This is a genomic window from Pedobacter jeongneungensis, assembly GCF_039538295.1.
In the GTDB taxonomy this organism is placed as follows: domain Bacteria; phylum Bacteroidota; class Bacteroidia; order Sphingobacteriales; family Sphingobacteriaceae; genus Pedobacter; species Pedobacter jeongneungensis.
Genome location: NZ_BAABBY010000014.1, coordinates 114,901 through 130,130, shown reverse-complemented (window position 1 = coordinate 130,130; position 15,230 = coordinate 114,901). Strand labels below are relative to the sequence as shown.

11 protein-coding genes are annotated in these 15,230 nt (G+C 39.0%); 6 read left to right on the top strand and 5 right to left on the bottom strand.

The genetic code is table 11. The annotated features are described in order from the left end of the window. Positions 1 to 182: 182 nt before the first annotated feature. The 3 genes from ABD769_RS22545 to ABD769_RS22535 all read left to right on the top strand — a co-directional run bounded on the left by ABD769_RS22545 (position 183) and on the right by ABD769_RS22535 (position 5,192). Complete coding sequence (locus ABD769_RS22545) at positions 183 to 2,498, top strand: beta-galactosidase (protein ID WP_344853616.1); 2,316 nt, start codon at positions 183 to 185, stop codon at positions 2,496 to 2,498. A gap of 134 nt (positions 2,499 to 2,632) precedes the next feature. Beyond that, the gene (locus ABD769_RS22540; RefSeq protein ID WP_344853615.1) at positions 2,633 to 3,985 is read left to right on the top strand and encodes a Gfo/Idh/MocA family protein; all 1,353 of its coding nucleotides are present in this window, start codon (positions 2,633 to 2,635) and stop codon (positions 3,983 to 3,985) included. A 115-nt stretch (positions 3,986 to 4,100) separates the two neighbouring features. Further along, positions 4,101 to 5,192, top strand: a complete 1,092-nt coding sequence (locus ABD769_RS22535; protein ID WP_344853614.1) for a phosphotransferase enzyme family protein — start codon at positions 4,101 to 4,103, stop codon at positions 5,190 to 5,192. Positions 5,193 to 5,601: 409 nt separating this feature from the next. On the opposite strand, the gene ABD769_RS22530 is transcribed toward ABD769_RS22535, so the two are convergent. The 4 genes from ABD769_RS22530 to ABD769_RS22515 all read right to left on the bottom strand — a co-directional run bounded on the left by ABD769_RS22530 (position 5,602) and on the right by ABD769_RS22515 (position 9,352). After that, positions 5,602 to 6,069: a GtrA family protein gene (locus tag ABD769_RS22530; protein ID WP_344853613.1), complete on the bottom strand. Its 468-nt coding sequence runs from the start codon at positions 6,067 to 6,069 to the stop codon at positions 5,602 to 5,604. Further along, a complete protein-coding gene (locus tag ABD769_RS22525; RefSeq protein ID WP_344853612.1) occupies positions 6,066 to 6,755 on the bottom strand; it encodes a CDP-alcohol phosphatidyltransferase family protein in 690 nt (229 codons plus the stop codon). The genes ABD769_RS22530 and ABD769_RS22525 overlap by 4 nt, the downstream gene beginning before the upstream one ends. A gap of 158 nt (positions 6,756 to 6,913) precedes the next feature. Then, positions 6,914 to 7,720, bottom strand: coding sequence for a phytanoyl-CoA dioxygenase family protein (locus ABD769_RS22520; RefSeq protein WP_344853611.1), 807 nt, complete (start codon positions 7,718 to 7,720; stop codon positions 6,914 to 6,916). Positions 7,721 to 8,557: 837 nt separating this feature from the next. Continuing rightward, positions 8,558 to 9,352, bottom strand: a complete 795-nt coding sequence (locus ABD769_RS22515; protein ID WP_344853610.1) for an SDR family NAD(P)-dependent oxidoreductase — start codon at positions 9,350 to 9,352, stop codon at positions 8,558 to 8,560. Positions 9,353 to 9,512: 160 nt separating this feature from the next. Here ABD769_RS22515 and ABD769_RS22510 point away from each other — a divergent pair, with 160 nt between their 5' ends. Further along, positions 9,513 to 11,864 carry a TonB-dependent receptor gene (locus ABD769_RS22510; protein ID WP_344853609.1) on the top strand — a complete coding sequence of 784 codons (2,352 nt, stop codon included), beginning with the start codon at positions 9,513 to 9,515 and terminating at the stop codon, positions 11,862 to 11,864. 3 nt (positions 11,865 to 11,867) lie between these two features. Next, entirely contained in the window at positions 11,868 to 12,983 is a 1,116-nt protein-coding gene (locus tag ABD769_RS22505; RefSeq protein WP_344853608.1) for a PepSY-associated TM helix domain-containing protein, read from the top strand. Here ABD769_RS22505 and ABD769_RS22500 read toward each other — a convergent pair. After that, positions 12,958 to 13,374: an SRPBCC domain-containing protein gene (locus ABD769_RS22500; protein ID WP_344853607.1), complete on the bottom strand. Its 417-nt coding sequence runs from the start codon at positions 13,372 to 13,374 to the stop codon at positions 12,958 to 12,960. The two genes, ABD769_RS22505 and ABD769_RS22500, sit on opposite strands and share 26 nt — an antisense overlap. 326 nt (positions 13,375 to 13,700) lie before the next feature. Between ABD769_RS22500 and ABD769_RS22495 the strand changes: the two genes are divergently transcribed. After that, positions 13,701 to 15,230 carry a GAF domain-containing protein gene (locus ABD769_RS22495; RefSeq protein WP_344853606.1) on the top strand — a complete coding sequence of 510 codons (1,530 nt, stop codon included), beginning with the start codon at positions 13,701 to 13,703 and terminating at the stop codon, positions 15,228 to 15,230.

Genomic DNA, 15,230 nt, shown 5'->3' with positions numbered 1-15,230 from the left:
TTAAAAATGGGTTAAACCCAATTGCAAAATAAGCGCGTTCGTTAGGCTTAGTTAAAATGTGTAACCTAAAAATTAGTCAATCGTTTGCGCTGTTATTTATGTTGTTTTGCTCATTTGCTTGTTCTACTTTTAAAAATACAAATCAACAAAACCCAACATAACCTAAACAAATGCGTGCCCTTTTGCTTAAAAATATAATTGCTATAGGATTGTTAATCAGCCTGAATGTAAATGGCTGGGCCCAAAAACAAAGTACTTTTACCATAGGTGCCGATGCTTTTGAACTTAATGGCAAGCCTTATGTAATACGCTGTGGCGAGATGCATTTTGCCCGCATACCAAAGGCCGAATGGAAACAACGTTTGCAAATGGCAAAAGCAATGGGCTTAAATACGGTATGTGCGTATTTATTTTGGAACATGCATGAGAAACAGCATGATCAGTTTACATGGACTGGCCAGAGCGATGCGGCAGAATTTTGCAAACTGGCTAAAGAAGTGGGTTTGTATGTAATATTGAGGCCCGGGCCATATTCTTGTGCCGAATGGGAGTTTGGTGGCTTCCCCTGGTGGCTGCTTAAAGATAAAAACATTCGTTTGCGCACACAATATCCATACTTTTTAGAAAGGTCGAAAAAATACCTTTTAGCAGTAGGCAAACAGCTGGCACCTTTACAGGTTAATAATGGTGGTAATATTATCATGGTGCAGGTAGAGAACGAATACGGGAGTTATGGCAACGATAAGGATTATATGAACATCATTAAGACCGATTTAAAAGAAGCCGGCTTTACTGTTCCCTTATTTCATTGCGATGGCCCTTCGCAGTTAAAAAACGATCATCCTGATGGGTTATTTGCCGTAGTAAACTTTGGCAGCGGACCAGAAGCCAATTTTAAAGCCTTAAGGGCCATACAGCCAACAGGCCCGTTAATGTGTGGCGAATATTACCCGGGTTGGTTTGATAGCTGGGGCAGGCCGCACCACAAAGGTGATACGCAGCGTATTGTAAATGAGTTGAAATATATGCTCGATCAGAAAGCATCTTTCAGCATATATATGGCACACGGCGGTACCAGTTTTGGCACCTACAGTGGCGCCAATGCACCGCCTTACCTGCCGCAAACCAGTAGTTACGATTATGATGCGCCTATTGATGAGGCAGGCAATGCTACCGAGAAGTTTTATGCCATCCGCAAGCTTTTTGCCGGTTACCTGCAGGAAGGGGAGGTGCTGCCTGAAGTACCTGCAGCAAACAAAATACAGAAACTACAACCGGTTACTTTTTCATCAATAGCTGTGCTTACCAAAAACCTCCCTAAGCCCGTATTAGCAGATACAGCCTTGCTAATGGAAGATTTAAACCAGGATTTTGGCGCGGTATTGTACGAAACGGCTTTAACTGCTGGTAAAAAAGCTACTTTGACTTTTAAAGATATCCACGATTATGCCCTGGTGTACATTAATGGCAAAAAAATAGGTGAACTGGATAGAAGAAAAAATAAATTCAGCATCGAAATTCCGGCCAGAACTGCTAAAAGCACATTAAGAATTTTGGTGGAGGCTACAGGTCGTGTAAACTATGGATACCAGATGCACGATAGAAAAGGCATACACGGTGAGGTAGTTTTAACTGAAAACGGAAAACAAATTACATTAAAAGGCTGGAAAAATTATCCTGTCAGGATGGGTGAGGTAAATATTCCCTTGCATTATGAAAAGCTTACAAACCAGCCTGCAACAGCAGCATTTTATAAAGGAAATTTTAATGCTGATAAACTGCAGGATACTTATCTCGACATGAGTAAGTGGAATAAGGGATTAGTTTGGTTAAATGGAATGTGTTTGGGCAGATACTGGAATATCGGCCCTACACAAACCATGCTGGTGCCGGGCAGCTGGCTTAAAAAAGGTAAAAACGAAGTGGTGGTTTTCGATTTATTCGGAAATGCAAAACCGGATTTAAGCTTTCTGGACAAACCCATTTTAGATGTAGTAAACGAAAAACAGCCCGAATTACACCGTAAAGCCAACCAGAAGTGGCTTGCCGATGCACAACAGCCCTATACCGAAGGCACCTTTTCTAATGATAATAAATGGCAAACAGTAAATTTTAAACCGGTAACAGCAAGGTACTTCTGCCTGGAAGCACTATCAGAACAAAAAGGGCAACCATACACCTCTGTTGCAGAAATTGTATTGCTTGATGATAAAGGCAATGAAATTCCCCGTAACGATTGGAAAATTGTTTTTGCAGATAGCGAAGAACTTGGCAGCGATGACGGAAATGCAGCCAATGTTTTCGACCTGCAGTTTACCAGTATCTGGCATACCCAGTGGGAAAATAAATCACCAAAACCACCGCATCAGATCGTAATCGACCTGGGCAAAAGCTACAATATTAAAGGATTGAAATTACTGCCAAGGCAGGATAACGCCAATGGAAGGATTAAAGATTACAGGTTATATTTTAACCAGAAACCATTTAAAAACCTTTAAACTAAAATGATTATTAATGCGCTGTAGATGAAGTGGTTTTGAAGAGAAAAAGGGCGAAATAACAGCTAGTAAAACGTTTGTTCAGAAATAACCGGATCAATTAAAAACTAAACAATAAATATTAAACAACACAAATGGAACGTAGAGATTTTATCAAAAATGGTGCATTTACGGCTGCTGGTTTAACCATCCTGCCAACCGGAAGTTTATTTGCATCATCAGACAGCGGAAAAGTAAGATTGGGCTATATCGGTGTAGGCGCACGTGGAATGAGCCATATCTCTGAAGGTGTTTTAAGAGACGATGTAGAAATCGTGGCAATTTGCGATACCCAGGAAAGCTCACTTAAAGTTTGCCGGGCTTTTATTGCTAAAAAAGGCAGGCCAGCCGCAACAGAATATACAGGTGGGGTAGATGCCTATAAAAAACTGATCGAACGTAAAGATATCGATGCCGTAATTATAGCAACCCCGTGGCAGTTTCACCGCGATCAGGCGGTTGATGCCATGAAAGCTGGTAAATATGTGGGCTGCGAAGTAATTGCAGGTTTAACCGTACAGGATCATTGGGATATTGTAAATACTTCTGAAAAAACCGGCATGCCTTACATGACTTTGGAGAACGTTTGTTACCGCAGAGATGTGATGGCAGCCCTGAATATGGTTAGACAGGGCCTCTTTGGCGAATTGGTACACCTGGAAGGTGGGTATCAGCATAATTTAAGAAACGTACTTTTTAACAACGGCAAAGATTATTATGGTGGTGGGGTAGAATACGGCCCAAAAGCTTTAAGCGAGGCACAATGGCGTACGCAGTTCAACATCGATCAGGATGGCGATCTGTATCCCACACACGGCGTAGGTCCGTTAATGCAATATGCCAATATTAACAGGGGAAACAGTTTTACCAGTCTGGTATCCTTCAGCTCTAAAGCCAGAGGATTGGCTGCTTATGTAGAAGAAATGTCGCCAGGCCATCCAAATGCCAAAATCAATTATAAAAACGGTGATGTAACCACTACGATGATCAACTGTGCAAATGGCGAAACCGTGTTGTTAAGTCATGATACGCATTTGCCACGCCCGTATTCTATCGGTTTCAGGGTGCAGGGTACAAAAGGCCTATGGATGGATGTAAACAAATCGGTTTATATCGACCATAAATCTAAAAAGGACGATGTTTGGGATCCCGCAAAGGAGTGGTTTGATAAATATGATCACCCGCTTTGGAAAAAATACGAAGCAGAAGCAGTAGGCGCTGGTCACGGTGGTATGGACTGGTTTGTATTTAATGGCTTTATCCAGGCCGTAAAACAGAAAAAACAAACGCCGATTGATGTATATGATTCGGTTACCATGAGTGTAATTACACCGCTTTCTACCAAATCGTTAAAAGAAGGGAACATGCCACAAAAATTCCCTGATTTTACCAAAGGAAAATGGAAAGACCGTAAAAATACTTTCGCTTTAGACGATAGCGGCTTTTAGTCTCGGTTGCGGGTAGTGTGTACAAGCCTGCCCGCATATTTTAACACGCAACTTTATCCGGGGGCATCAATGTAGATTAACCTGGAACAATTTTCATCAAAAATATTAACATCTTATGTTTCAAGAAGTCTTAGGTGCTTATGGACTTAACGTAGAAAAATTTAAAATTGAACCTTTTGGCTCGGGTTTAATTAACCATACCTGGAAAGTTTATAGTGAAGAATTAGCTTATATTTTACAGGAAGTAAATACCGAGGTTTTTCGTCAGCCTCAAAATATTGCCCAAAATATCGAAACGATAAAGAAATATCTGGATCAAACCGCTCCCAAGTATTTATTTGTTGCGCCCATATCAACTACAGATGGAAATGATTTTGTAGTAATCGACGATCACTTTTACCGTGTTTTCCCTTTTGTTGAAAATTCTTGCTCAATTGATTTTGTGCACCGTCCGGAGCAGGCTTATCACGCTGCAAAGCAGTTTGGTAAATTTACGAGGATGTTATGCGCTTTCAATGTAAAAAAGTTAAAACCCACCATCGAAGATTTTCATAACCTGCCGTTGCGTGTAGAACAATTTAAAACTGCGTTAGAGCAGGCAACCAAAGAAAGGATCAAAGAAGCAAAATTCGCGATAGAGGAAATCATCAGGCATTACGATATCGAAGAGCAATACGGCCATATGGTTGATAGCAGCGCACTTAACCTGCGTGTGGTACACCACGATACCAAAATCAGCAATGTGCTTTTGCAGGTTGATACAGGTGTTGGCTTGTGCGTAATCGATCTGGATACGGTGATGCCGGGCTATTTTATAAGCGATGTAGGTGATATGATGCGTACTTATTTATCAGAAGCAAACGAAGAGGAAAAAGATTTTAGTAAAATCGCCATCAGGGAAGATGTGTTTGCAGCGATACATAAAGGATATATGGAAGAGATGGATCCGGTTTTAAATTTTACCGAAAAACAATTCTTCATTTATGCAGGTAAATTTATGATTTACATGCAGGCCGTAAGGTTTATAGCCGATTTTTTAAATGGAGATACTTACTATAAAACCAATTATGCCGGTCATAATTTGGTAAGGGGCTTAAACCAGATCGATTTATTAAATAAATACATTGAAAAACAATCCAGATTCGAAGAAATTATTAAAAAAATAAACCAGGATAGGATGAGCGACTCTAAAACAATATTAAACTGATAAGGTAAAGGTAAGGTGTTCGGTTTTTATGCTTCATCGTTTGGGCTGGACATCCTTTTTACCTTTATTAATTAGAAACATACATATATCTATAATCAACGGTCTGTTGAATTGAAATTTTTACTTTTACCATCGCCAGATTTAAGTAGAAAAGTCGTTATTGCGAGGAGGAACGACGAAGCAATCTTTTATGCTTTTAATAATACAATAGAGATTGCTTCATCCAATGAAAAATTGGCTTCGCAATGACAATTTATAGAGATAAATCATCACCTTAAAAGCCTATCCCTTTTCTTAAGAAATTAACCCTTTAAATAGCTTTATTTTAACGAATAAAAGCGCAAACACTTGCCAGTTAGATATGGTTGGACTATTATATGATAAATCATAAAAAATAGTAGCAAAGTAATTAAGCCCTTTGTTCTCTCCCTACAGGATCAAAATACTCCTCTTCATCATCAAATTCATGGGATTTATTAATTTTAAACACCCAATATTTCATTAGAGGATAGTTAAAACCATAAGAAACAACGCTGTCAATTAATAATCTGCCGATTTTGTAATCTACATTCAGGCTTTGATGCAATAAATAAGTTCCTCCTGATTTTAAAGAAATACTTCCCAGAACTACCGTAAAAAAGCGGATCAGTTGCCCGCTCGCAGAACTGCAATAATCATCGGTGCTTTTGAAGGCCCAAAAACGGTTAATGCAAAAGTTAACAATTCCGCCAACAGTACCGGAAATTAAAATTGAAATGGTAAAATGGATATGAAGCCATTCGGTTAAAAGTACCATTAAGCCGTAATCGGTTACGCCACCAGAAAATGCAGATACCTGTGCCTTTAAAAAAAGCTTTACAGATGGCCAGTTGATCATGCTTTTTCCTCCCTGTCTTTAGCATCGCCGGCTTTTAAAAGTTTAAAGGTATCAATGGTGTTTAATATCATTAACAAAGCTACCATGGCCATAGCAAAATAGGTAATGCTGCCAGTAATTAATGTTTCGGCAATAAGAACAATCGAAATGATGATTCGCAATTCAGTTGGCCCTAAGCGGCCCGAATCGATCTGGTAATGACCGGTTATTTTGTACCTCAACTGGCTGATAATCATCGACCAGCCATAAAGCACCACAAAAAGAAAGGCTAAAACCTGTGTGAGTCCTTCTGCATAAAAATAATATCCAAAACCAATGAGGATGATGCTGAGCCAATCCATAATAATATCGAGTGCAAAACCATACCATTTTCGAGGTGTTTCGCGGTAATATGCTAATCGGCCATCCAGCGAATCGCCAAGCCAATTGATGAAAAATCCTAAAATCCCCGTCAGTAAATAAGTCCGGCTGTAGAAATGAGCTAAAATAAATGCAGAAAACACAATTATAGATCCGAACATTCCGATACCCGTCATAATATTAGGAGATACCCACGCAGGTACTTTCTTCAATAAAAAAAGGATCAGGCTTTGCTCGCCCTTACGTAAAATATTGGTACGTTCCCGATCTGCAAATACCCTTTTGCCTTTTGTATGGTTTTCGTTCTGTTTAATGTTATCCTCCAATTTATACCCCAACCAGTATTACGCTAAATAGTATCGCGGTTCCCGGCCGGTAAAATTTTAAACCGATTTTCTTCGGTATGCCCTTATAAAAATCGCTTATCCGCTTTAGCTTTCCTGATCTGACCAGGTAACTGAATAATAGTACAAATAACATATATTTATTTTACAATCCCTGCAAAACGCTGGTAAAACACCGTCGGACTATTCTCATTTTTTGGTGCGTACTTACCTGCAATAATCGGGATGTAAATTACACGGCGCCTGCTTTCCTCACCACGTACAGCCGATTCTGCAACCCTGTGCCATAAACGGCCATCGTGTATGGTTAAATCACCAGCTTCGGGTAAGATCGATACTTCATCAGCATCTGATTTGTTATCCAAAAAGTATTTCTTGCGGAACAACATCTGGTATATACTTTGTTTGTGCGTACCCGGAATAATTTTTAATCCGCCATTTTCGGGTTTTAAGGTACTTAAATGGATACCAACATTCAACATTGGGTTCAATTTGGTACCATAAAAAATATCGCGTAAACCATCTGTGTGCCAGCCCATTTTACTGAATTTGCTGTCTGGTCCGTTAATGTAATGGTTAAATACCATGCCGTCTTTTTCTTCCGTACCCAATCGCGCACCATCGCCAGCCAGTTGAAGCAGCGCATTAAAACGTGGATCTAACAATAAACCGCTCAAAGTTTGATGCTGTTGATTAAGAAAAGCGAAACGTTGTACAATCGGCGAGCCATCGAGGTCTTTTCCGTATTTAATAGGCACTCCGTTTATTTTTTTGATATCTTGTTCGATCCATTTTTTTTCTACCTCTTTAGAGGCATCAATGATGGAAGAAACCGTTGCTGGTTTAATGAAATTTTTGAAATGGATAAAACCATGGGTATTAAAAAAATCAAGTTGTTGCCTGGTTAACTGATCGGATAGGGTAAAGGTTGGATACGATGTGGCCATTGTAAGTAAATTAAAGGTTTAGAAAAAGAAATAATTTGAATAGATAGAATTATGCGCAACAACAGCACATTCGCATGGGCGAGTGGTTCGGTACTGAAGGAAAATAAAACAGGTTCGTTTTATCCGACATTGTCTATAGATTTAGTAGTATTTAATACAAACGTAACATATTTTTAATATTCCAAAGAATTTTATTTAAAATTTTTTAAAATATTTTTTTTGAGGACGGATAGGTTATTGGTTCCGTAAGATTGTCAAAGTAAAATTAATGTATTGAGGAAATGGTAAACTTTGACAATCTTAAAGGCATTGGTCCCGGAAGATTGTCAAAGTAAATTTCAGGATGACAAATCATTTCTGGCAAATTGCACGCTAAGAAATTATTTGGGTTATTTTTCTTCTAAACGGTAAACTTTGACAATCTTACAGGCATTATTCCCAAAAGATTGTCAAAGTAAACTTTAATGTTATTGGGAAGATCCTTCGACAACGCTCAGGATGACAAATCGCTTCTGGCAGATAGTAATTCCATGAAATCTATCTGGGTTTATTTTTCTTCTAAAAGGTAAACTTTGATAATCTTACAGACATTATTCCCAAAAGATTGTCAAAGTAAACTTCAGGATGACAAATCGTTTCTGCAGATTGAAACGTTGAAACGGTAAACTTTGACAATCTTACAGGCATTGGTTCCGGAAGATTATCAAAGTAAAATTAATGTATTGGGAAGATCCTCGACTACGCTCAGGATCATAAAATCATTTAGTGCGGTAGCAGTTGGTCATTACAAATTAATCATTGGTTATTAATTCCATCTTCCATCCCACATCTTCTATTTTATTTCGTCTTATAAATCCCTGCGGCCATTTTCTCGATAAATCCTTTTGGTAAAATTCTATTGGCATATACGCTGATGATATTCGTAAAACCTGGAATAATCTCTGATTTTTTGTTAAACATCCCTTTAATTGCAATTTCAGCTACTTCATCGGGCTGCATGTTAAATTTTTCGGCCATTTTGCTAAAGGCATCTAAACCTGCGCGACTGGCAAAGCCAGTATCAACCGGCCCGGGACTTAAGCAGCTTACCGAAACACCGGTGTTTTTAAGTTCGAAGCGCAATGCCCTTGTAAATGATAATATGAAGGCTTTAGTTGCCGAATAAATGGCCAGTGTAGGCACCGCCTGGTAAGCTGCAGTACTGGATACATTAAGGATATAAGCTTCTTTTTCTTTTGAAAGTATTGGAAGCAGTAAATGGCATAATGAAGTAACGGTATTCATATTTAACTGGCACATTTCCAACTGAGCGGTCAAATCCAGCGCGGCAAACTTGCCCCATAAACCATAACCTGCATTGTTTATGAGGATGTAAACAGCGTAATTTTTTGCATTTACCCAATCTGTAACTTCCTTTGGCGACTGCGGCAAGCTGAGATCGATGGATAAAATATCTACTTCAACACCATATTTTTTTTTAATGTCGTTTTGAAGACCATGTAGTTCATCTGCTGAACGGGCAACTAGCAGTAAGTTAATTTTCCTTTTCGCCAGTGCAACAGCCATCGATCTGCCGATACCTTTACTGGCACCGGTTACCATTGCATACTTAAGCTTCTTTATTTCCGACATCCTTTTTATTTAAACGGTTAGCACAAATATCAAATAAAATAGAAATTATGTCTCAATTATTTTAAAATGGCGAATGATTAATTACCAGATAGGCATCTTTTTCTGATTATTATTTTTAACAAGTCTAAATAATGTTAGATTTGCCGAAATTTCCAGTTTCATGAAGCATATTTATATCAAACTTTTAGCTATAGTTCTTTTTATCCTATCGTCCGTTACCATCTTTGCACAAACAGAGAAAGGATCAATCAGTGGTAAGGTTGTCGATTCGTTGGGAAACAGCGTACCTTTTGCCAATATCCAGATCAGGAAGCAAAACCTTAAAACCACTTCAGATAAATCCGGAAATTTTAAGTTGGTTTCTGTACCGGCCGGAAATCAACAGGTTAGGGTTTCCATAACCGGATACGACCCTTTTGAGCAGAGCGTATTGGTGAATATAAATGATACAGCCAAAGTTACTTTCATTTTAAAAGAACAGAGCGAAGGACTTAACGACGTAATTGTTTCGGCAAGCAGAAGGCCTGAATCTTTATCGCAAACACCATCCTCGGTAACCGTGCTTACGGCAAAAGAATTAAATACACAATCTGCCATTAGTCCGAATTTGGCCAACATACTTTCTTACAGTGTACCTGGATTAGGTTTTTCTACCAATCAGACAGGTAACTCTGGTCAGACATTGCGTGGAAGAAATGTTTTGGTATTAATTGATGGCATTCCGCAATCTACACCCTTGAGGGCAGGTGGCAGGGATATCCGCAGTATCGATCCGTCAGTTATAGAACGTGTAGAGGTAATTAAAGGAGCTACAGCAATTTATGGTAATGGGGCAGAAGGTGGTTTAATCAACTACATCACTAAAAAAGCCGATAAGGGCAAATCCTTCGGAGGTTATAGTCAGGCAGGGATTACGGGTAACTTAAAAGGCGACAGCACTATAGGTTATCGTTTTTCGCAACAGCTGTATGGCAAGGTAGATAAATTTGATTACCTGGTAAGTGGCATGTACGAAAAAACAGGTGTTTTCCGTGATGCTGAGGGTTTGGTAATTTCGCCTGAATATGGTTTGGGTGAAACGAAATCTTACAATGGTTTTGTAAAACTGGGCTATAACATTACTGCCAGGCAGCGTTTACAGATAATGTACAATTATTTCAGTTCAAGGCAGCACTCTAAATATATTACCAAAGATGGCGTTTATGGTCAATTGCCTGCAATTGGTGTTTACGGAACAAGATTGGGCGAAGATGAAGGGACGAGGTTTAACCACAATGCCAATTTACAATATACCAATCAGCAGATTTTCGGCAAAACCGATTTAACAGCCAATATATATTACCAGGATTTTTATACCATTTATTCAAATTCAGCATCATTTTTTGGTAGTGGCCAATCTGCCATTACTTCAACAAAGAAAGGTGCAAGGGTAAATTTAAATACACCGTTTAACATTACCCAAAAGGTGCCCATGCAATTGAACTACGGTTTGGATTTAATGAACGATAAAACTGCACAAAGCTTAACTGATGGCCGTTTATGGGTGCCGGATATGAACATGGTTAACTTTGCGCCTTATTTACAGGCTTCGGCAACTTTAATTAACGATTTAACCATTAAAGGCGGCTTAAGGATCGAGAACATCAATATCGATGTGGACGATTTTAACACCCTGGCCACTGGCGCCAACGGTGCCGGAAGCATTGCTGTACAAGGTGGTAAATTAAACTACAATGCCCTGGTGTTTAATGCAGGTGCGCGTTATTCTAAATTTAAATTCTTTAATCCTTTTGTTAGCTATGCACAATCATTTTCGGTATTTGAATTAGGCAGGGTTTTAAGGGCGGCAAAAAGCAATACTTTATCACAGTTAGAAACCAAGCCGATTATTGTAAACAATTATGAAGCTGGCTTTAGCAGCACTATCGGTAACTTAAATTTTAGCGCGGCATATTATTACAGCACATCAAAACTGGGTGCCAACCTTTTAGAAGTGAATGGAACATACATCTCTCAGCGTATTCCTGAGCGTGTATATGGATTTGAAATCCAGGCTGATTACCAGATTTTAAAAGAGCTGGGCATAGGAGGAAATTATGCACAGGTAGAAGGAAAAGGTGATGTGGATGATGATGGGAATTTTAATGGCGATAAAGATGTGTATTTAAATACAACGCGTATCCCGCCATCAAAAACTACTGTTTATTTAAAATATACGGGCATTAAAAACCTGAGCCTGGATGTAAACTGGATGCGTGTTGGTAACCGCGATCGCTTTAAAACCAACGCTGCGGGTAAATATTTAATCGGAGAAGGTCCGGTTAAAGCTTTTAACCTGTTTAATGTTGCAGCTGCCTATCAGATTATACAACCTTTAAAACTATCGTTAGGGGTAGAAAATTTACTGAATAAGGTTTATTATCCTGCTATTTCTCAGTTCTATGGCAGTAATGTAAATTATGTGAGGGGCAACGGACGCAGGTTTAACCTATCGCTAGGCTATGCTTTTTAGGCAATGAAAAATAAAAATTTTAAAAACGTCATCAGGAATATTCACCTCTGGTTAGGCCTGGCAAGTGGTTTGGTTGTTATCATCATCAGTATTACGGGTGCGCTTTACGTATTTGAAGAAGAAATAAGAGATCTAACCCAGAAAGATTTTCGTTATGTGGCAGTTCAGCAGAAGCCTTTCGTTGGTTTAGATCAGGTTATTTTAAGCTTTGAAAAACTTTCGCCAAAAGATCAGTTAAGGTTGATCCGAATTGAAGATGCTATACCGAATGCAACAGTAGAAATTACCACAAAAAAAGCTGCTGTTTATTATTTTAACCCTTACGACGCTTCTTTAGTAAAAAAAGGAAAAGAAGACTGGCTTCAGGTAGTTGAACATATCCATCTTTCATTATTGTTGGGGAAAACCGGAGAGTTTATCATGCAATGGTCGGTGGTTATTTTTGTGATCATGCTGATTACCGGGCTGGTGCTTTGGTTCCCCGGGCAAATGCGTTTATTAAAACAATCTTTAACGATTAAAAGGAAAGCATCATTTAAACGCCTCAATTACGACCTGCACAATGTATTGGGTTTTTATGCGTCAATTATACTTTTAATCACAGCATTAAGCGGTTTATATTTTGCCTTTAAAAGTGTAAAAAATACAGCGAGTTTTTTTACAGGCAGTAAACTGGGGCAGGGAAAAGCCATTTTTGCTGCTAAACCGGCGCAGATTGATTCGTTACCTGTACGTTACAATAAAATTTATACTGAAGCAAAAAATAAATATCCGGGGGCTATGGCAACCAATTTTTCTTTGCGGGGTAAAGGCGAACTGCGTTTAAGAATGATTTATCCTTACCGCTGGGCCAGAAATCAGAATACATTTTTTTACGAAGAAGCTACCGGAGCAATGCTCAGGGCTAAACTGTATAAAGATTTTAATGGCGCTGACTTAATCGAAGCGACCAATTACGACCTGCATACAGGCAGGCTTTTAGGGCTACCCAATAAAATAGTTTCTTTCCTGGCCGCGTTAATTGCCGCCAGTTTACCCGTCACCGGTTTTATCATCTGGTGGAAGAAAAGGAAGAAACCAGTTAAAAAAACGGCTACAACCGTTCAGCGTAAGCTTTAAGCTGGTTCAGTCCAGATTGGCAGAACTCCTGTTGCATGCCCAAATCAAGGTGTGCAACAGGTTCAAAGGTTTCAGTAAGGATAACCGGTTGATCTCCTGTAAAAGTGATCAAACTTTTTCTGTTATCATCTAACGTATAGGCAATGCGTTTATGTTTGATTATTTCGGTATAAGTACCTTTAAAATTGAATTTTTCGCTGCCATCTTTTTTGGCCATTACATATAAAAAAAATCCTCCTTCAGTCAGGTTATTCTCAATTTTCTCATTGATCCATTCCTCAGATGGCGCATTCCAAACGGCAATATGTACAGGATCATTCCAAAGTTCCCAAACCACCTCAACCGGTTTGTTAATCTCTATACTGGCTGTTAAATTCTTTTCGTTGCTCATGTTTTGTTGATTATGTTATAAAATTAACCCTTATCAATCAACATATAGGCGGCTGTTGAAGACATAAAAAGGGTTATTCAGGCATATTTACTTTTTTTAGTAAGATACATGCATGGTATAATAACATTCCTGTGGGTTGTATCTGTAGTATTATTTTCATGATTTTTCGTTATGTAAAGTCCTTAATCTATATTTTAGCAAGATATGCCTTGATCGGCTTATTTAAAGGAAAATTATCTTAAACTGTTAACTTGTTGGCAGTATAATTGTTAAGAAATGGAATCTTGTGTTTGTCTTCACAAGGTTACCATCAACGATAGTCGGAAATGTCAGAAATACGAAATTATGATGCAGAATTCTGCGGAAATTTACCCATACACCACATTAACTCCATTCAGGACTACGGGTACCTGCTGGTGCTTGAGAATAAAACGCTGAATATTATTCAGGTCAGCGAAAACCTGAGTAACATAACGGATGAGGCACCTGCGCAGATGATGAACAAACATTTATCATCTTTTTTTAGCCGCCCTGATGTAGAAAATATCACTAAACTCATTGCCGGTGATGCCAAAGACAGGATTCCTTTGAACCTCCTGTTTGAGAAGGAGGGCAAACAGCTGTCTTTTGATGGTTTGATCCATATTAAAAATGATTATTCCCTGCTCGAAATAGAAGCGGCATCAAAAGAAGGAAGGAAAAGCTTTTCGGATGTTTTTCAGGAAGTAAGGCAGTTTATTTCGGCAATGGAAAGCGGCTCTACCCTTGACGAAGTTTGCAATGTGGCCATTAAACAATTACGTAAAGTTTCTGGCTTTGATGGAGTAAGGATGTACCAGTTCGATGCCAACTGGAACGGAACTGTTATTGCTGAAGATATTTCAGGAGCCCTGGAAAGTTATCTCGGCCAAACCTTTCCGGCCTCTGATGTGCCTAAACAGGCAAGGGCACTTTACCTTAAAAATCCCTTCAGGCTTATTTCTAACAGGGCTTATCAGCCTGTTCGCTTATATCCGGTAATTAATCCGTTAACGAACGCGTTTATCGATCTGTCTGACTGTAATTTACGGGGTGTGGCTTCGGTACATCTGGAGTACATGCAGAATATGAATGTAAGTGCATCTATGTCGATCAGGGTGTTGCGTGAGGGTAAACTATGGGGATTAATTTCCTGTCACCACATCGAACCAAATTATCCGAATGTAGATATGCGCTATATTTTCGAATGGCTTTCGGTAGAAATATCAAACAGGATTGCAGCCATTTTAGATCAGGAAGATTACAATCAATCGGCCTCTAGATTGGAAAAACGGACCGCCATTACTGATTTTATTTATGGCAAAGATGATATTATCGAAGGATTGCTGGATGACGAAAACCTAAACATTCTTTCTTTGTTTAATGCTGGTGGAGTGGTGGTAAAGATTGGAAACCGAATAGAATACCGGGGTGATATTCCTGATAAAAGTGAAATTTATAACCTGATGCTCTGGCTTGAAGGCAAGGGGATTGAAAAGATTTTTTCGAGCAGCCACCTGGGCGAATTATATGAAGAAGCCAGGGCTTACGAAAAAACAGGAAGTGGCATTTTAGTGATTCCGGTTGATGGCAGGAGCGGCGATTATGTCATCTGCTTCCGTCCGGAGGTAATACGGCAGATAAAATGGGGCGGAGACCCGGAGCAGGTCATCAATTTTGACAAAGACGGTAAAAACTATCACCCGCGTAACTCGTTTAAACTTTGGTTACAAACCGTTTATGGTCAATCATTGCCCTGGGTCCAAAATGAACTGGAAATCGCCGAATCATTGAGGAATTTTATATTTGAATTTAGAACAAAGCAACTTTATAATTAA